The organism is Sphingomonas sandaracina (genome assembly GCF_036663695.1).
GTDB lineage: Bacteria > Pseudomonadota > Alphaproteobacteria > Sphingomonadales > Sphingomonadaceae > Sphingomonas.
Window position 1 is genome coordinate 177,833 of the sequence record NZ_JAXOJK010000004.1, and the last position, 18,296, is coordinate 196,128.

Here is an 18,296-nt window from a genome sequence, read left to right on the forward strand (position 1 = left end):
CGTCATCCTGACGAAAGTCAGGATCCAGGGTTACAGGCGCCTTGTTAGCGGCTCTGGATCCTGACTTTCGTCAGGATGACGGGGAGGGCGGAGGACTGGACGCAAACTCACTTTGCGTCCGTCACAACACTGGGGTCAGTTCGTTTCCGCTCGTGGTGCGCCGCTCATCGTCACCGGTTGCGGGCCGCCCGCCGTGGCTTCCAGCGTCGAGTCTCCGCCGAGCACGCGGTACAGCGTCACGCGGTTGCTGGCGCCGACGAGCTGCGTCGCGACCAGGTTGCGCTGCGCGGTGTAGAGCGAGCGCTGCGCGTCGAGCGAGCTGAGGAACGTGTCGATCCCGCCGCGATACCGCGCTTCGGCGAGGCGGTATGTGTCCAGCGCCGCTTCCGAGAAGTTCTGGTTCGCCTTCAACTGGTCGGCGATCGTGCCCTGGCGGGCCAGCGCGTCGGCGGTTTCCTGGAACGCGGTCTGGATCGTCTTGTCATAGGTGGCGAGGGCTGCGTCGCGTTGCGCCTTAGAATAGGCGACCCCGGCGATCCCCGCACCCGCGCGGAAGATCGGGTAGCTGACCGAGGGGGCTACCGAATAGTTGAACGCGCCGCCGCTGAACAGCGAGGTCAGCGACGTGCTGGCGAACCCCAGGATGCCGGTCAGCGAGATCTTCGGAAACAATTCCGCCCGCGCCGCGCCGATCTCGGCGTTGGTGGCGCGGAGCTGGTATTCGGACTCGACGACGTCGGGGCGGCGCAGGAGGATGCTGCTGTCGAGCCCGGCGGGCAGCGTGGCGACGGTCGGCAGCGCCTGTTCGATCGAGGCGGGCAACAGGCTGGCGTCGACCGGCGCGCCGACGAGCAGTTGCAGCGCGTTGACGTCCTGCGCGAGCGCGGTGCGCTGTTCGGCGAGATCGGACTGTGCGGTGAACAGGACCTGTTGTGCCTGGCGAAGATCGGTCCGCGGGGCGACGCCGCCGCGCAACCGCGCGTTGGTCAGCGTGACGCTGCGCTCCGCGCTGGCGGCGGTGTCCTGTGCGATCTTGAGCAGGCTCTGGTCCGACGCGTAGGTGAGCCAGGCATCGGCGATGTCGCCGACAAGCGTCAGGCGGGTGGCGCGCGCGGCGGCTTCCGTCGCGAAATAGCGATCGAGCGCGGCGCTGGTGAGCGAGCGGATGCGGCCGAACAGGTCGAGTTCGAACGCCGTCGTGCCGAGGTCGACCGAAAAGGCGCTGTTCGAGCTGGACGAACTGACGACGGAGCCAGAGCCGGTCCCCGTCCCCGTGTCGGTATTACCGGTACCCGTTCCCGTGTTGCCCGTGCCCGTTCCGGTTCCTGTGCCCGTGTTACCGGTGCCGCTGCTGACGGTGTTGCGCGTGCCGTTGCCGCCGCCCGAATAGGTGTAGCGGCCGCTCGCATCGACCTGCGGCAACAGGTCGGCGCGCTGGATGCGGTATTGCGCGCGGGTCGAGGCGATGTTGGCGGCGGCGACCCGCAGATCGCGGTTGTTGGCGAGCGCCTGGACGATGATCTGCTGGAGCCGTGGGTCCTGGAACACGTCGCGGTAGGTGAAGGCGGGCAGCGTCGCCTCGGACTGGCGCAGATACGCGTCGCCGACCGGGAGCGACGGCGGCACCGGGAGTTCGGTGCGCGCATATTTCGGGGCGAGCGAGCAGCCCGCGAGCGCAGTCGAGGCGGCGAGGATCAGGACAAGCGAGCGCATCAGGCGGGCTCCGGCCGGTGAGGGCCCTGTGGTTCGGGCGGACCCAGCGGTTGCTTGTGATCGCCATCGTTTCCGTCATGCTCGCCACCGTGGAAGCCGGTAGGCCGGCCACGCAGCTTGGCGATGCCGTCTCGCGCGCCGCGGCGGACGAGGACGAAGAACAGCGGGATGTAGAACAACGCGAGGACCGTCGCGGTTAGCATGCCGCCGACCACCGCGGTCCCGATCGCGATGCGGCTGTTCGCGCCGGCGCCGGTCGAGAGAGCGAGCGGAAGCACGCCGAGGATGAAGGCGAACGACGTCATCAGGATCGGCCGCAACCGGATCTTCGCCGCGGACAGCGCCGCCTCGATGACGCGCTTGCCCTTGCGCTCCTCCTGCTCGGCGAACTCGATCATCAGGATCGCGTTCTTCGCCGCCAGCCCCATCGTCGTCAGCAGGCCGATCTGAAGATACACGTCGTTGATCAGGCCGCGCAGCGTCACCGCGAGGATCGCGCCGACGAGGCCGAGCGGGATCACGAGCAGCACCGCGATCGGGATCGACCAGCTCTCGTACAGCGCGGCTAGGCACAGGAACACGACAAGCAGCGACAGCCCGTAGAGGATCGGCGCCTGGCCCGACGACAGGCGTTCCTGATACGACAGCCCCGACCATGCGACCGTGGTGCCGGGGATCTGGCCGGCAAGTTCGGCGATCCGGTTCATCGCGTCGCCCGAGCTGACGCCCGGCGCGCCCGAGCCCTGGATCTCGTACGAGGCGATGCCGTTGAACCGCGACAGCGTCGTCGGCGCCTGGCCCCAGCTGGTCTTCGCGAACGACGAGAACGGCGCCATCTGGCCGTTCGACCCGCGGACGAACCACTGGCTGAGGTCGGAGGGCTGCGCGCGGAACTGCGCGTCACCCTGGACATAGACGCGCTTCACGCGGCCGCGGTCGATAAAGTCGTTGACGTACTGCCCGCCCCAGGCGGTCGACAGCGTCGAGTTGACGTTCGCCTGCGTGAGACCGAGCGTGGACAGTTTCTGCTGGTCGGCATCGACGCGCAGCGTGGCGACGTCGGGCAGTTCGGTGAGGCGGATCGCGGTCAGCGACGAGTCGGCGCGGGCGAGTGCGAGCAGCTTGTCGCGCGCGGCGTTGAACTCGGTCTGGCTAAGCCCGCCGGCGTTCTGCAACTCCATCGTGAAGCCGTTCGACGAGCCCAGACCGCGCACCGCGGGCGGCACTAGCGAATACACCTGCGCATCGCGGAAGCCGGCGAACGCCTTCGAGGCGCGACCGGTGATCGCCTCGGCGGTATTTTCCTTGCCCTCGCGCTGATCCCACGGTGCGAACGCGATAAAGCCTTGCCCCGTGTTCTGGCCGCTCGCGCCGCCACCGCCGCCACCGCTAACGGTGAACATCGTGCGGACGTTCGCCTTTTCGTTGGTGTAGTAATATTGCTCGATCTGCTTTTGCAGCGCGAAGGTGCGGCCTTGCGTGGCGCCGGCGGGAAGCTGGAACTGGACGATGCCAGAGCCTTGGTCCTCGGTCGGCAGGAAGCCCGTCGGGAGCCGAAGGAACAGGACCGCGAGCAAGGCGACGATGACCGCGTAGACGATCAGGAAAATCCACTTGCGGTCGATCACCGACTGCACCGCGCTGGTGTATTTGCGCGTCCCCTTCTCGAACCCGTCGTTGAACTTGTCGCCGGCGCGGGTGAAGACATGCGCGACCTTCGGGAATTTGCGCTGGCCCCAGCTCTTCTCGACGTTGCCGTCGGCGTCCGTCTTCTTCTGCTTCAGCAACGTCGCGGTCAGCGCCGGCGACAGGATCAGCGCGACAAGCACCGACAGCACCATCGCCGACACCATGGTTAGCGAGAACTGGCGATAGATCACGCCGGTCGAGCCGCCGAAGAACGCCATCGGCAGGAACACCGCCGACAGCACGAGTGCGATCGCGACCAGTGCGACGGTGATCTCGTTCATCGACTCGATCGTCGCCTCCCGAGGCGTCATCTCGGGATTTTCCTCCATCAAGCGCTCGACGTTTTCCACGACGACGATCGCGTCATCCACCAGCAGGCCGATCGCGAGCACCAGCCCGAACAGCGTCAACGTATTGATCGAAAAGCCGGCGAGATAGAACACGCCGAACGTGCCGAGCAGCACGACCGGCACCGCGATCGTCGGAATGAGCGTCGCGCGCCAGCTTTGCAGGAACACGAACATGACGATGACGACGAGGATGACCGCCTCGATCAGCGTCTTCACGACCTCGTCGATCGACAGCTTGATGAAGTCCGTGGTGTCGTTGGCGTAGGCGAATTTCAGGCCGGGCGGGAAGCTCTTGGCGGATTTCTCGACGAACGCCTTGACCAGCTCGGCGGTCTTGAGCGCGTCGGCGCCCGGCGCGAGCAGCACCGCGATGCCGGCACCGGGATGCGCGTTGACGCGGCTGCGGGCGTTGTAGTTCTCCGCGCCCAGCTCGATCCGGGCGACGTCGCGCAGCTTGACCACCGCGCTGTCGTTGGTGGTCTTCAGGATGATGTTGGCGAACTGCTCGGGCGTCTGGAGGCGCGACTGTGCGGTGACGGTCGCGTTCAGCATCTGCGTGTCGGGTTGCGGCTGGCCGCCGAGTTCGCCGGCGGCGACTTCGGTGTTCTGCGCCTGGATCGCGGTCGTCACGTCGCTCGGAATCAGCTGATAGCTGGCCAGTTTGCTCGGGTTCAGCCAGATCCGCATCGCGTACTGTGCGCCGAACACGTTGCTGTCGCCGATGCCGGGAATCCGGCCGAGCGGGTCCTGCAGGTTCGAGACGAGATAGTCGGAGACGTCCTGGTTGGTCAGCTTGTCGGTCTCGTCATAGACGCCGACGATCAGGAGGTTGTCCGGGTTCGATTTGCGGACCACGAGGCCCTGCTGCTGGACCTGCGAGGGGAGGCGGGACAGCGTCTGCTGGACCTGGTTCTGGACCTGGACCTGCGCGATGTCGGGGTCGGTGCCCTTCTCGAACGTCACGGTGATCGTCACGGAGCCGCGCGACGACGATGACGAGCTGAAATAGATCAGCCCGTCGATCCCGGTCAGCGATTGCTCGACGACCTGCGTGACGCTGTTCTGGATGGTCTGCGCGTTGGCGCCCGGGAAGGTCGCGCGGACGGTCACCTGCGGCGGCGCCACGTCGGGATATTGCGCGATCGGCAGGCTCATGATCGCGCCGATGCCGCCAAGCATCACGATGATCGCGAGCACCCAGGCGAAGATCGGGCGATCGATGAAGACACGGGACAACATAAGAGCTTAGCCGGCCTTCTTCTGGCTGGACTGGTTGCCCGAGGAGTCGTCCTTGGGCGCTTCGATCTTCTGCGCAGTGTTTTCCGGCACCGGTTTCACGCCCTGGTTCGGGGCGATCTTCGACAGTCCTTGCGTGATGATCCGGTCGCCGGGGTTGAGCCCGCTGGTGACGACCCAGAACGCGCCCTGCGTGCGGTCTGCCTTGATGTTCTTCTGCACCGCCTTGTTGTTCGCATCGACGACATAGACCGTCGCATTGCCCTTCGCATCGCGCGACACGCCCGCCTGTGGCACGAGGAATGCGCGCTGGTTGATCGCCTGCGCGAACTTGGCCTGGACGAACATGCCGGGCAGCAGCAGTCCTTGCGGATTGGGGAAGCGGGCACGCAGCGTCACGGTGCCGGTCTCGGTGTTGACCAAGGCTTCGGCGAACTCGACCGTGCCCGTGGCGCCATATTCACTGCTGTCCTCGAGCGTGAGGCGGACTTCGGCGCGGGTCGGGATGATGCCGTTCTGGCCGAGCGAACGCCTGAGCGCGAGAAGGTCGCCGGACGATTGCTGGATATCGACGAACATCGGATCGAGCCGCTGAATCTGTGCGAGCGGATCGGTCTGCGTGGCGGAGACGAGCGCACCGACGGTGAACAGCGACCGGCCGATGCGCCCGGTGATCGGCGCGGGGACGGTGGTGAATTTAAGGTTGATCTGCGCGGTCTCCAGCGCGGCGCGGGTCTGCGCGACCGAGGCGGTGGCCTGGCGCGAGGTGGCGACCGCGTTGGTATAGTCCTGCTTGCTGATCGCCTCCATCTCGGCGAGCGGCTTGTAGCGTTGCGCGAGAATATTCTGCGCCTGCTGGTTGGCGCGGGCGCTCTGGAGGTTCGCCTGCGCTTCGTTGGCGGCGGCGCGATAGAGGCGCTGGTCGATCTCGTAGAGTGGCTGGCCCTTTTTGACGAGCGTCCCCTCGGTGAAGAACCGCCGGCGGATGATGCCGGTGACCTGCGGGCGAACGTCAGAGCTTTCGAACGCGGTGGTGCGGCCGCTGAGTTCGGTGGTCATCGCGACGCTGGTCGGCTGGACGACGACATAGCCGACGGTCGGCGTGCCTTGGCCCGGCTGGCCGCCGCGGCCGGCCTTGCCCTGCGCCTTGTCGTCGCCGCCGGAACAGGCAGCGAGCGCCAGGGCTGGCACCAGCAGGATGGCGCACCGCCGTGCTGAGAATCGTGTGGCTATCAAGTGTGGTATCCGCTCGCGATCGGTGGTGGCAGCTGTTGGTCGGGCTAAACCACGAGGATGTACCAGAAGTATGTCAGTTGAGAAGCGGGGGTGAGAAATAGGGAAGAAAGAGTAACCTGTTTGATTGGATGGGGGGTTTTTGAGGGGGGCGAGGGCCGCCAACGCCCGAAGAATTGTCTCCCCGCGAAGGCGGGGATCCAGACTAGGCTCCCGCCTTCGCGGGAGAACAAGGGCTTGCAGCGTTTCCATGCCTTAGCGTCCTTCTGCGCCTCCCCGGCGGAGGCCGGGGCCCAATTTGAAAGGTCGTGGTGACGATGGACTGCGCTCCCTTAGCGATGTCCCTCAATTGGGCCCCGGCCTTCGCCGGGGTGGCGGAGAGGCGGTGGTGGCGGTGAGGCGCACCGACGCCGCGCACCCGTCATCCTGACGAAAGTCAGGATCCAGAGCCGGGAGGGGATCGTTTGTGGCTGTGGGTCCTGACTTTCGTCAGGTTGACGAGTGGTCCGTCAGGACGACGAGTGGTTCGTCAGGACGGGCATTTTTGAGGCTGCTGCAATGATCGACGACGACAAGAAGGCGGCGGCCGTTGCTGCCGTGGCTGAAGTTCGCGACGGGATGCTCGTCGGGCTCGGGACCGGCTCGACCGCGGTGTTTGCGATCCTGGCGCTGGGCGAGCGCGTGGCGGAGGGCTTGGCGATCCGCGCGGTCGTCACGTCCGACGCCAGCGACAAACTTGCGCGGGAGGTCGGCATCGACGTCCTCGATTTCGCCGACATCGCCCATGTCGACCTCACGATCGACGGCGCGGACGAGATCGACTCGCGCTGCTTCGCGATCAAGGGCGCAGGCGGGGCGATGTTGCGGGAAAAGATCGTCGCCGCAAGCTCGGCACGGATGGTCGTGATCGCGGACGGCTCGAAACGCGTCGACCGGATCGGTGCCGCCAAGCTGCCGGTCGAGGTGCTGCCGTTCGCCGAAGCCTATGTGATGCGTGTCCTGACCGACATGGGCGCAGCACCGGTTGTGCGCGGCAACTACCGGACGGACCAAGGCAATCTCGTCGTCGACTGCCATTTCGCCGGCCTCGAGGACCCCCACGCGACCGCCGCCACGCTTGCCGCGATCCCCGGCATTCTCGGCCACGGGCTGTTCCTCGACGAGGTCGACGCCGCGTACATTGCAAGGAACGGCGTCGTTACGCGACTGGAACGGACGGGTGCATCCGACTAAAGGTATCCTATGTTGGCAACCAGATCGGATGCGCGGCGTTCGGTCACCGTCTAGAGCGAGGCTTCTTCCATGACCGATACCGCAACCGCCGTCCCCAAGGCGGACCCCATGCTGCACGAGGACGGCTCCCCCGAGCGTCTGGCGATCGATACCATCCGCACGTTGTCGATGGACGCGGTCCAGAAGGCCAATTCGGGGCATCCCGGCACGCCGATGGCGCTGGCACCGGTCGGTTACACGCTCTGGTCGAAGTTTCTGCGCTATGATCCCAAGCACGCCGACTGGCCCAACCGCGACCGTTTCGTGCTGTCGGTCGGCCATGCGTCGATGCTGCTCTATTCGCTGATCCACCTCGCCAAGATCGAAGAGATCGACGCCGAGGGCAACAAGACCGGCAAGGAAGCCGTGAGCCTCGAGGATATCGAGCAGTTCCGCCAGCTTTCGTCCAAGACCCCCGGCCATCCCGAATATCGCCATACCACCGGCGTCGAGACCACCACGGGTCCGCTGGGGCAGGGTTGCGGTAATTCGGTCGGCATGGCGATCGCCGAGCGATGGCTCGCGGCGCGCTACAACAAGGACGGCTTCACGCTGTTCGATCATGACGTCTACACGATCTGTGGCGACGGCGACATGATGGAGGGCGTCTCGGCCGAGGCGGCGAGCATGGCCGGGCATCTGAAGCTCAGCAATCTGTGCTGGATCTACGACAGCAACCACATCTCGATCGAGGGCGCGACTGATCTGGCGTTCAACGAGGATGTCGGCCTGCGCTTCGACGCCTATGGCTGGAACGTCATCCATGTTGACGACGCGAACGATACCGAGGCGCTGAGCCGCGCCATCGAGACGTTCAAGGCCACCAACGACAAGCCGACCTTCATCGTCGTGCATTCGGTGATCGGTTACGGCAGCCCCAAGGCGGGCAGCGAGAAGGCGCACGGCGAGCCGCTCGGCGAGGAAAATATCCGCCTCACCAAGCAGGCTTACGGTTGGCCCGAGGACAAGTCGTTCTACGTGCCGGATGGCGTGATCGAGCATTTCAACGGTGCGATCGCCGGGCGTGGCGCCAAGCTGCGCGACGAGTGGGTCGCGCTGACCGACAAGTACCGGGGCGCCTACCCTGAGCTGTCTGCCGAGCTCGACCTGCTGCTCAAGGACGAGCTGCCCGAGGGCTGGGATGCCGACATCCCGACGTTCGAGGCGGATGCCAAGGGCGTCGCCAGCCGTGACTCCGGCGGCAAGGTGCTCAACGCGATCGCGGCGAAGGTGCCATGGCTGATCGGTGGTTCGGCCGATCTCGCGCCGTCGACCAAGACCGACATCAAGGGTCAGCCCTCGTTCGAGGCCGACAATTACGCCGGCCGAAACTTCCATTTCGGTATCCGCGAACATGGCATGGGCGCGATCGTCAACGGCATGGCGCTGTCGCATCTGCGCTCCTACGGCTCGACCTTCCTGGTGTTCGCCGATTACATGCGCGCGCCGGTGCGCTTGTCGGCGATCATGGAGGTCGGCGCGATCTGGGTGTTCACGCACGACTCGATCGGGGTCGGCGAGGACGGCCCGACGCATCAGCCGATCGAGCATCTGTCGACACTGCGCGCGATCCCCGGCCTCGACATGATCCGTCCGAGCGACGCGAACGAAGTCGTCGCGGCGTGGAAGGCTGTCCTGAAGGATGCCAGCACGCCGGCTGCGCTGATCATGTCGCGCCAGGCTTTGCCGACGCTCGACCGGACCAAGTACGCAAGCGCCGATGGGCTCGAGAAGGGCGGCTATGTCCTTGCGGACAGTGCCAGTGAAGACGGGGGCACGCCCGACGTGATCCTGATCGCGACCGGCAGTGAAGTGTCGCTGGTCGTCGAGGCGCACGAGAAGCTCAAGGCGGACGGCGTGAAGAGCCGGGTCGTGTCGATGCCGAGCTGGTATCGCTACGAATTGCAGGACGCCGCGTACAAGGAAAGCGTGTTGCCGCGCGAAGTGCGCGCGCGCGTTGCGGTCGAGATGGCCGGGTCGATCGGTTGGGACCGCTATGTCGGGCTCGACGGCGCGACCGTGACGATGTCGACCTTCGGGGCTTCGGCACCGCTCGCCAAGCTGCAGGACAAGTTCGGGTTCACCGTCGACAATGTCGTCAAGGTCGCCCGCCAAGTGATGGAGACCAAGTGATGGGTGCGCTCAACGATCTCGAAGGCTTCGGCCAGGCGGTATGGCTCGATTTCGTCGACCGGAAGTTCCTGGAGGCCGGTGGCCTACAGAAGCTGGTCGACGAGGACGGCCTGACCGGCGTCACGTCGAACCCGTCGATCTTCGAAAAGGCGATGGGTCATGGCGACGCCTATGACTCGACGCTGGCGAAGTACGACAAGGAGCATGCTGGCGCGGCGACGATCGATCGCTACGAGCATCTCGCGATCCAGGACATCAAGGCGGCGGCGGAGACGTTGAAGCCGGTCTACGACAAGCTCGACGCGAAGGATGGCTATGTCAGCCTGGAAGTGTCGCCGTATATCTCGGACGACACCGATGCGACGATCGCCGAGGCGAAGAAGCTGTGGGCTGCGGTCGACCGGCCGAACCTGATGATCAAGATTCCGGGTACGCTCGCGGGCGGACCGGCGATCGCGTCGACGATCGCGAGCGGGATCAACGTCAACGTCACGCTGCTGTTCGCGCTCGACGCCTATATCCGCGTCGCCGAGGCCTATGCGATGGGGCTCGAGGAGCGGGTTCGCCAGGGCCAGCCGATAGATAAGATCGCCAGCGTCGCCAGCTTCTTCGTGAGCCGTATCGATGCGTCGATCGACAAGGAGATCGATGCGCGCGTCGAGAAGGGCGATCCCGAGGCCGAGGCGCTGAAGGCGATCCGCGGCAAGGTGGCGATCGCCAACGCGAAGATGGCGTATCAATGGTATCTCGACTTCCTGAAGTCGGATCGCTGGCAGGCGCTCGCTGCCAAGGGTGCGCAGCCGCAGCGTCTGCTGTGGGCGTCGACCGGCGTTAAGGATCCTAGCTATCCCGACACGCTCTACATCGACACGCTGATCGGCAAGGACACGGTCAACACGATGCCGCCGAAGACGATGGATGCGTTCCGCGACCACGGCACGGCGGCGGAGACGATCACGCAGGACGTGGATGCGGCCAAGCATGTGCTGGCGGAAGCCGAGCGGCTGGGGCTCGACCTCAACGGCGTGACCGGCAAGCTGGTCGAAGAGGGCGTCGCGTCGTTCGTGAAGGCGTTCGACGACCTGCTTGGCTCGATCGCGAAGAAGCAGCCCGCGACGGCGTAACCTTCTGCTCCCTCTCCCCGTTGGGGAGAGGGTCGGGGTGAGGGGCGCCGCGAGCGCTACCCTCCCCAACTACCCCTCACCCCAACCCTCTCCCCGGAGGGGAGAGGGGGCAAGTAAGGAATGATATCCATGAAGATCGGACTGATCGGCCTCGGCCGGATGGGCGGCAATATCGCGCGCCGGTTGATGAAGAACGGCCACGAAGTCGTCGCCTTCGACCGCGACGCCGAAGCCGTGAAGAAGCTCGCCGCCGACGGCGCGATCGGCGCGGACTCGCTCGACGACATGCACGCCAAGCTCGACACCCCGGCGATCTGGTGGGTCATGGTGCCGGCGGGCGAGCCGACCGAGCAGACCGTCCAGGCGATCGCCGCCAAGGCGTCCGCGGGCGACATCATCATCGACGGCGGCAACAGCTTCTACAAGGACGACGTCCGTCGCGCGAAGGAACTCGCCGAGAAGGGCATCCGCTACGTCGATGTCGGCACGTCCGGCGGCGTCTGGGGTCTCGAACGCGGCTATTGCATGATGATCGGCGGCGAGAAGGACACGGTCGACCTGCTCGATCCGATCTTCGAGACGCTTGCGCCGGGCATCGGCACTATCGTCCGCACGCCGGGCCGCGTTGAAGGTCAAGCCGATCCGCGCGCCGAGAAGGGCTATATCCATGCCGGCCCTCCGGGCGCCGGCCACTTCGTCAAGATGGTCCATAACGGCATCGAGTACGGGCTGATGCAGGCCTATGCCGAGGGCTTCGACATCCTCAAGGGCAAGTCCGGCGAGCATGTCGCGGAGGACCAAAGGTTCGACATCAACCTGACCGACGTCGCCGAAGTCTGGCGTCGCGGCAGCGTGATCTCGTCGTGGCTGCTCGACCTGTCGGCGATCGCGCTGGCGAAGGACGGCACGCTCGAAGGGTTCAGCGGCAGCGTCGCGGACTCGGGCGAGGGCCAGTGGACGATCGACGCGGCGATGGAGGAGAAGGTACCGGCCAACGTGCTGAGCGCCGCGCTGTATGCGCGCTATCGCAGCCGCGTGGATCACACGTTCGGCGACAAGTTGCTGTCGGCGATGCGCTATGGCTTTGGCGGTCATGTGGAGATGCCGCAGTGAGCGTTGCATTAAGCGGTGAGATCAAGCTGCTGGTCTCCGATGTCGACGGCACGCTCGTCGACAAGCAGAAGAAGGTCACGCCCGCCACCGTCGACGCCGTCGAGCGGCTGAAGGCGGCGGGCCTCGGCTTCACCATCATCAGCGCCCGGCCGCGCTCGGGGATGATGCCGATCGCGGACCTGCTCGGCATCGACGAGCCGATGGGTGCGTTCAACGGCGGGATCGTGTTCAAGCGCGACGGCACCGTGATCGAACACCACATGATCGACGTCGATGTCGTGCGCGGCGCGATGGAGATCATCGGCGATGCGCCGGTCGATACGTGGTTCTTCGCCGGTGACGTTTGGTACGCCAGCACCGATCAGGGCGGTCATGTCGGCAGCGAGCGCAAGGCATCCGCGCAGGACCCGGTGATCGTTTCCGACTTCACCGACCTGCTCGCCAAGGCCGACAAGGTGACGTTCGTCAGTGACGACGAAGACCTGTTGCGCGATCTGCATGCGAAGGTCGCGGCGAAATTCGACCGCCAAGCGACGATCGTCCAGTCGCAGACCTATTATCTCGACATCACGCCGGTCGCCGGCAACAAGGGCAGCGGGGTCGAGGAACTGGCGGATGCGTTCGGCATCAGCTTGACGCAGACCGCCGCGATCGGCGATCAGGCCAACGATATCGCGATGCTGAAGCGGGCCGGTTTGGCTATCGCCATGGGCAACGCGCCGCAGGCCGTTCGCGATGTGGCGCACGAGATCACCACCGCTAACGATGCCGACGGCGTCGCACACGCGATCGATACGTTCATACTTACTGGAGTTTCCGCATGAAAGACCTGGTTGCCTTCGACCTCGATGGAACGCTGGCCGAGAGCAAGCAGCCCTTGCAGGAGCCGATGGGCGAGGCGCTGGCGAACCTGCTCGACGTCGCGCATGTCGCGGTGATCTCGGGCGGCGACTGGCCGCAGTTCGAAAAGCAGGTCGCGAGCCGCCTGCCCGAGCGCGCGGACCGTACCAAGTTGTGGCTGATGCCGACGACGGGTACCAAGCTGTACCGGTTCGACGACGAATGGCGCGCGGTCTATGCCGAGCTGTTCGAGGACGACGAGAAGCAGAAGATCCTGAAGGCGTTCGACGAGTCGTTGGAGGCTACTGGCTTCGTGCCCGAGCAGACCTGGGGCGAGCGGATCGAGGATCGTGGCAGCCAGATCACGTTCTCGGCACTCGGCCAGGAAGCGCCGATCGACGCCAAGCACAGCTGGGATCCGGACTTCGCCAAGCGCAAGGTCATCCAGGCCGATCTGCGTAAGCGCCTGCCAGGGCTGTCGATCAACATGGGCGGCGCGACCTCGATCGACATCACGCGTGAGGGTGTCGACAAGGCGTACGGGCTGAAGAAGCTCAACGAAGCCAGCGGCATCGCGCTCGACAAGATGATGTTCATCGGCGACGCGATCTTCCCGGGCGGCAACGATTATCCGGCGGAGCAGCTCGGGCTCGACGTCGTGAAGGTCAAGAATGTCGACGGCACGCTGGCGGCGATCGCCGGGATCGTCGCATGCCTGAAGTGAGCCTTCTTCTTGTAGCAAGAGCGTGAGCGTCGCGTTCCGTCGCGAGAGTGACGAGGAACATCTCGAACCGAAGTTCGAACAGCCGATCGCGCCGGGGCCCAATCTGGTCACGGCGCGGGGGTTGCGGTTGATTGGCGAGCGGGTGACCGAGATTGAGGCGGCGGTCGCGGCCGAGACGGACGAGGAAGCGCGCAAGCCGTTGCTGCGCGACCTGCGCTATTGGCATACGCGCCAGACGACCGCCGAGATCGCGCCCGAGCCCGAGGCGGACGAGGTGGGAATCGGCTCGCGCGTGCGGGTGCGGATGAACGGGGCGGACCGGGTCATCACCATCGTCGGTGGCGACGAGGCCGAGCCTGGTGAGGACCGGCTGGCGTTCTCGGCCCCGTTGGCGCGTGCGCTGATGGGGGCTGCGGTCGGCGAGTCGGTCGCGTTTGCGGACAAGGCGGATGCGATCGAGGTTCTGGCGATCGACAGGGATGACGGCTGATGGCTGAAGCGAAATTCGAACGGCATCGCCAGGCATGGACGCAGGACGAGATCCAGAAGCTGCATACGCTAGCCAAGAAGGGTATGGCGCTGAAGGCGATCGCCAAGGCGCTGACCCGGAGCGAGGAGTCGGTGAAGGTGCGGGCGAAGGAAGATTCGTTGAATATCGCCAAGTTGCGGTAGTTTATGGATCCTTAGCCCTCTCCCCTCCGGGGAGAGGGTTGGGTGAGGGGCTGTTCCGGGCGATGCACTGCTTGGCTGCCCCTCACCCCGACCCTCTCCCCGGAGGGGAGAGGGAGCAGAAGGTGCGCGCCCCCACATGCTCCACTGGACCGTCTGAGACCGTCTGAGACCGTCGCTATTCCATATACCACCCCGGCGGAGGCCGGGGCCCAATTGGAGAGGTCGCTGTAACGGAGCGTAACCTGCATCATTGCTGTCCCCCAATTGGGCCCCGGCCTTCGCCGGGGTGGTGCCATTCGGGGTTGTCGGGTTGATAGACCCAACCGTAGGGCACCACCTATGTGGCCGATCCCGAACGCGCTACAGGGGCCACCCCTTGTTCTCCCGCGAAGGCGGGAGCCCAGTCTGGGTCCCCGCCTTCGCGGGGAAACATTCTTGATTGGCGGCTGCTGACCCGAGCCGCACGGAGCGATACTTGTCCGACTACGACGCGATCATCCTCGGTGCAGGTGCGGCCGGCCTCATGTGCGCCGCCGTCGCAGGCCAGCGCGGGCGGAAGGTCCTGCTCGTCGATCACGCGGACCAAGCCGGCAAGAAGATCCTGATCTCCGGCGGCGGACGGTGTAATTTCACCAACGTCCACACCGCCGCCGACCGCTACCTCTCCGCCAACCCGCATTTCGCCAAGTCCGCGCTCGGCCGCTACACCGCGCAGGATTTCCTCGCGCTCGTCGAATCCTACGGCATCGCGTGGCACGAGAAGACGCTCGGGCAACTCTTCTGCGATGGCTCCGCGAAACAGATCGTCGAGATGCTGCTCGACGAATGCGACAAGGGCCGTGTCGACCTGTTGCTCGGTCGCCCAATAACCAATGTCGAACACGCAGACGGCCGATACCGCGTGTCGCTCGACGACCGCACCGTCACCGCCCCTGCGCTCGTCATCGCCACCGGTGGCCCGTCGATCCCGAAGATGGGCGCAACCGGGTTCGCCTATGACCTCGCGCGGCAGTTCGGGTTGAAGGTGGTCGAGCCACGCCCCGCACTCGTCCCGCTGACGCTCGGCGGGGACGAGACGTTGTTCCGCGAATTGTCCGGAGTCGCCGCCGAGGTCGTCGCCACCGCCGGCAAGACCGCGTTTCGCGAGGCCGCGCTGTTCACGCATCGCGGTCTGTCCGGCCCGGCGATCCTGCAAGTGTCGTCCTATTGGCGCCACGGCCAGCCCGTCGGCATCGATTTCCTCCCCGACCGCGCGTCCGGCTGGCTTCCCACCGCCAAGCGTACCACTCCGCGCGCGACTCTCCGGAAACTGCTCGGAAACACGCTTCCGGACCGACTCGCGGAGACTTTGAGCGAGCGTTTGGGCATGACGAACGAGATTTCCACGCTCACCGACCGGAAACTCCAGGACGCCGAACGCGCGCTAAGCCATTGGCAATTCATGCCGAATGGCTCCGAAGGCTATGCCAAGGCCGAGGTCACGGCGGGCGGAATCAGCACCGCGGAACTGTCATCGCAAACAATGCAAGCCAAACGCGTACCAATGCTGTATGCAGTCGGCGAAGCGGTCGATGTCACAGGGTGGCTCGGCGGCTACAACTTCCAATGGGCATGGGCGAGCGGGTGGGCCGCGGGTCAAGTCCTGTAGGGACCACCACGCCAGTGCCTTGCCGTTGCGTAAGCCGGCCACCAATTAGGACGTACATGCCTTTTACAAATATTCCGTCGCTTCTTTCCGAGGCGCTCGAAGCGCGTGGCTATACCGCGCTCACCCCCGTCCAGGCTCATGTGATCGAGGACAATGCGATCGGTCGCGACCTCGTCGTGTCGGCGCAGACCGGCTCGGGCAAGACCGTCGCGTTCGGCCTGGCGATGGCCGGCGAACTGCTCGGTGAAGCGGGTGAGGACGGCGTCCAGCGCCTGCCCGCGCCGCACAAGCCGCTCGTCCTGTGCATCGCGCCGACTCGCGAGCTCGCGCTCCAGGTCAGCCGCGAGCTGATGTGGCTCTATGCCAAGGCCGGTGCGCGCATTTCGACCTGCGTCGGCGGGATGGACGCCTCGAAGGAGCGTCGTTCGCTCGCGCACGGCGCGCATATCGTCGTCGGCACGCCGGGCCGTCTGCGCGATCACCTCGAGCGTGGCGCGCTCGACCTGTCGGCCCTGAAGGTCGCTGTGCTCGACGAGGCCGACGAGATGCTCGACATGGGCTTCCGCGAAGACCTCGAGCAGATCCTCGATGCGTCGCCCGAAGCACGCCGCACGCTGTTGTTCTCGGCAACGATGCCGCGGCCGATCGTCGCGCTCGCCAAGCGCTACCAGAAGGACGCGCTGCGGATTTCGACCGTCGGCGAGGATCGCGGTCATGGCGACATCTCGTACCAGGCCGTCACGGTCTCGCCGTCCGAGATCGAGCATGCGGTGATCAACCTGCTGCGCTTCCACGAGGCGGAGACGGCGATGCTGTTCTGCGCCACTCGTGACAACGTGCGTCACCTGCATGCGAGCCTGGTCGAGCGTGGCTTTGCCGCCGTCGCGCTGTCGGGCGAGCATTCGCAGAATGAGCGTAACGCGGCGCTTCAGGCACTGCGTGACCGTCGCGCGCGGGTTTGCGTCGCCACCGACGTCGCTGCGCGCGGCATCGATCTGCCGACGCTCAGCCTCGTCGTGCATGTCGAACTGCCGCGCGATGCCGAAACGCTCCAGCATCGCTCGGGTCGTACCGGTCGTGCGGGCAAGAAGGGCACCGCCGTCCTGATCGTGCCGTTCCCGCGTCGCCGTCGCGTCGAGATGATGCTCCGTGGGGCCAAGATCAACGCGGAGTGGGTCAACGCCCCGACCGCCGAGGACATCCGCAAGAACGACCACGAGCGCCTGATCGGCATGCTGTTGCAGCCGGTCGAGGTCGAGGAGGAGGATCGCGCGCTCGCCGTCCGCCTGATGGCCGAGAAGACCCCTGAGGATATCGCCGCCGCGCTGGTGCACATGCACCGCGCGACGATGCCGCAGGCCGAGGATCTGATCGACCAGAGCAAGCAGCCGACGCAGGACGATCGTTCGCAGGGGCCGCGCGCCGGGTTCGAGGACACCGTCTGGTTCCGGATGGACATCGGCCGTCGCCAGAACGCCGATCCGCGCTGGATTCTGCCGCTGATCTGCCGTCGCGGGCACATCACCAAGTCCGAGATCGGTGCGATCCGCATTGGCCCGAACGAGACCGCGTTCGAGATTCCTCGTACTGTTGCCGCCCGCTTCTCGGCGGCGATCCAGCGCACGGCGCAGGCCGGCGAGGAAGAAAGCGGCGTAGCGATCGAGGCGATGCAGGGCGCGCCCGAGAGCGGCGCTCGGCATGACGGCGGCGGTGGCGGTCGCAGCAATGCGAGCGGCCCGCGCTCGACGCTGCACCGTGCGGCACCGCGTGGCGGTCCGGCACCGGCGCGCAAGCCGCCGTATCGCGGCAATCGCGAGCGGAGCTGAGCGACCTGCCATCCCCCGTTCGTGCTGAGCGAAGTCGAAGCATCCCGGTTTGGGGCGCACCCTTCGACTCCGCTCAGGGCGAACGAGGGCGCTGGCCCCCTCCAGTTCCGTCATCCTGACGAAAGTCAGGATCCAGAGTAAGGAGCCCCGCCTTGCTTGATCCTGGGTCCTGACTTTCGTCAGGATGACGGGGCGGGTAGGGCGGTTCGTGAGATGTCGATGACGAACTTGCCTGCACCCGCGATCCGCATCCTCGTCGACGCCGACGCGTGTCCGGTGAAGGACGAGATCTACAAGGTCGCGTGGCGCCACGAGGTGCCCGTGACGATCGTCGCGAACAGCCATTTCCGCATCCCCGTACATCCGCTGATCAACCGCGTCGTGGTCAGCGACGGGTTCGATGCCGCCGACGACTGGATCGCCGAACAGGCCGATGCGAAGTCGGTGGTGATCACGGCCGACATCCTGCTTGCCGACCGCTGCGTGAAGGCGGGCGCGACCGTGCTCGCCAACACCGGCAAACCCTTCACCACCAGCTCGATCGGTGGCGCGATCGCGACGCGCGCGATCATGGCGGATCTGCGCGCGGGCGGCGACATCGTCGGCGGGCCGGCGCCGTTCTCCAAGACCGACCGCTCCGCGTTCCTGTCCGCGCTGGATGCAGCCCTGGTGCGCCTGAAGCGAGGCTGAGCCAGCCCCCGTTTCGAAGCGCCGTTTATCCTG

Annotated in this window: 14 protein-coding genes; 11 read left to right on the forward strand and 3 right to left on the reverse strand. The window is 65.9% G+C overall.

The window, feature by feature from the left end; all coding sequences use genetic code 11:
• Positions 1–135: 135 nt before the first annotated feature.
• From U1707_RS13725 to U1707_RS13735, 3 genes are read right to left on the reverse strand one after another with little or no spacing between them, the layout of a single operon-like run.
• Positions 136–1,713 (reverse strand): efflux transporter outer membrane subunit, encoded by a 1,578-nt coding sequence (locus tag U1707_RS13725; protein ID WP_332800638.1) that lies wholly within the window; start codon positions 1,711–1,713, stop codon positions 136–138.
• The gene (locus U1707_RS13730; RefSeq protein ID WP_332800639.1) at positions 1,713–4,991 is read right to left on the reverse strand and encodes a multidrug efflux RND transporter permease subunit; all 3,279 of its coding nucleotides are present in this window, start codon (positions 4,989–4,991) and stop codon (positions 1,713–1,715) included. The genes U1707_RS13725 and U1707_RS13730 overlap by 1 nt, the downstream gene beginning before the upstream one ends.
• 6 nt (positions 4,992–4,997) lie before the next feature.
• Entirely contained in the window at positions 4,998–6,221 is a 1,224-nt protein-coding gene (locus U1707_RS13735; protein ID WP_443025709.1) for an efflux RND transporter periplasmic adaptor subunit, read from the reverse strand.
• Positions 6,222–6,779: 558 nt separating this feature from the next.
• Here U1707_RS13735 and rpiA point away from each other — a divergent pair.
• From rpiA to U1707_RS13790, 11 genes are all read left to right on the forward strand, one after another.
• The gene (gene rpiA, locus U1707_RS13740; protein ID WP_332800641.1) at positions 6,780–7,454 is read left to right on the forward strand and encodes a ribose-5-phosphate isomerase RpiA; all 675 of its coding nucleotides are present in this window, start codon (positions 6,780–6,782) and stop codon (positions 7,452–7,454) included.
• Between the two features lie 69 nt (positions 7,455–7,523).
• Entirely contained in the window at positions 7,524–9,626 is a 2,103-nt protein-coding gene (tkt, locus tag U1707_RS13745) for a transketolase (protein WP_332800642.1), read from the forward strand.
• Positions 9,626–10,750, forward strand: a complete 1,125-nt coding sequence (gene tal / locus U1707_RS13750; protein ID WP_332800643.1) for a transaldolase — start codon at positions 9,626–9,628, stop codon at positions 10,748–10,750. The genes tkt and tal overlap by 1 nt, the downstream gene beginning before the upstream one ends.
• A 129-nt stretch (positions 10,751–10,879) precedes the next feature.
• Entirely contained in the window at positions 10,880–11,863 is a 984-nt protein-coding gene (gnd, locus tag U1707_RS13755; protein ID WP_332800644.1) for a phosphogluconate dehydrogenase (NAD(+)-dependent, decarboxylating), read from the forward strand.
• Positions 11,860–12,687 carry a Cof-type HAD-IIB family hydrolase gene (locus U1707_RS13760; RefSeq protein ID WP_332800645.1) on the forward strand — a complete coding sequence of 276 codons (828 nt, stop codon included), beginning with the start codon at positions 11,860–11,862 and terminating at the stop codon, positions 12,685–12,687. Before gnd ends, U1707_RS13760 begins: the two co-directional genes overlap by 4 nt.
• Positions 12,684–13,427 carry an HAD-IIB family hydrolase gene (locus U1707_RS13765; protein WP_332800646.1) on the forward strand — a complete coding sequence of 248 codons (744 nt, stop codon included), beginning with the start codon at positions 12,684–12,686 and terminating at the stop codon, positions 13,425–13,427. The genes U1707_RS13760 and U1707_RS13765 overlap by 4 nt, the downstream gene beginning before the upstream one ends.
• Positions 13,428–13,449: 22 nt before the next feature.
• A complete protein-coding gene (locus tag U1707_RS13770; protein ID WP_332800647.1) occupies positions 13,450–13,917 on the forward strand; it encodes a GreA/GreB family elongation factor in 468 nt (155 codons plus the stop codon).
• The gene (locus U1707_RS13775; RefSeq protein ID WP_055881387.1) at positions 13,917–14,099 is read left to right on the forward strand and encodes a hypothetical protein; all 183 of its coding nucleotides are present in this window, start codon (positions 13,917–13,919) and stop codon (positions 14,097–14,099) included. Before U1707_RS13770 ends, U1707_RS13775 begins: the two co-directional genes overlap by 1 nt.
• Positions 14,100–14,574: 475 nt before the next feature.
• The gene (locus U1707_RS13780) at positions 14,575–15,747 is read left to right on the forward strand and encodes a BaiN/RdsA family NAD(P)/FAD-dependent oxidoreductase (RefSeq protein WP_332800648.1); all 1,173 of its coding nucleotides are present in this window, start codon (positions 14,575–14,577) and stop codon (positions 15,745–15,747) included.
• A gap of 56 nt (positions 15,748–15,803) precedes the next feature.
• Positions 15,804–17,573, forward strand: coding sequence for a DEAD/DEAH box helicase (locus tag U1707_RS13785; protein WP_332800649.1), 1,770 nt, complete (start codon positions 15,804–15,806; stop codon positions 17,571–17,573).
• Between the two features lie 219 nt (positions 17,574–17,792).
• Positions 17,793–18,263 carry a YaiI/YqxD family protein gene (locus U1707_RS13790; RefSeq protein WP_332800650.1) on the forward strand — a complete coding sequence of 157 codons (471 nt, stop codon included), beginning with the start codon at positions 17,793–17,795 and terminating at the stop codon, positions 18,261–18,263.
• The last annotated feature ends 33 nt before the right edge of the window (positions 18,264–18,296 follow it).

Excerpts from the sequence above, each read along its gene's own strand:
- rpiA (WP_332800641.1), top strand. The coding sequence starts at position 6,780 with ATGATCGACGACGACAAGAAGGCGGCGGCCGTTGCTGCCGTGGCTGAA.
- U1707_RS13730 (WP_332800639.1), bottom strand. The coding sequence starts at position 4,991 with ATGTTGTCCCGTGTCTTCATCGATCGCCCGATCTTCGCCTGGGTGCTC.
- U1707_RS13785 (WP_332800649.1), top strand. The coding sequence starts at position 15,804 with ATGCCTTTTACAAATATTCCGTCGCTTCTTTCCGAGGCGCTCGAAGCG.
- U1707_RS13775 (WP_055881387.1), top strand. The coding sequence starts at position 13,917 with ATGGCTGAAGCGAAATTCGAACGGCATCGCCAGGCATGGACGCAGGAC.
- U1707_RS13725 (WP_332800638.1), bottom strand. The coding sequence starts at position 1,713 with ATGCGCTCGCTTGTCCTGATCCTCGCCGCCTCGACTGCGCTCGCGGGC.
- U1707_RS13790 (WP_332800650.1), top strand. The coding sequence starts at position 17,793 with ATGACGAACTTGCCTGCACCCGCGATCCGCATCCTCGTCGACGCCGAC.
- tal (WP_332800643.1), top strand. The coding sequence starts at position 9,626 with ATGGGTGCGCTCAACGATCTCGAAGGCTTCGGCCAGGCGGTATGGCTC.
- gnd (WP_332800644.1), top strand. The coding sequence starts at position 10,880 with ATGAAGATCGGACTGATCGGCCTCGGCCGGATGGGCGGCAATATCGCG.
- U1707_RS13765 (WP_332800646.1), top strand. The coding sequence starts at position 12,684 with ATGAAAGACCTGGTTGCCTTCGACCTCGATGGAACGCTGGCCGAGAGC.
- tkt (WP_332800642.1), top strand. The coding sequence starts at position 7,524 with ATGACCGATACCGCAACCGCCGTCCCCAAGGCGGACCCCATGCTGCAC.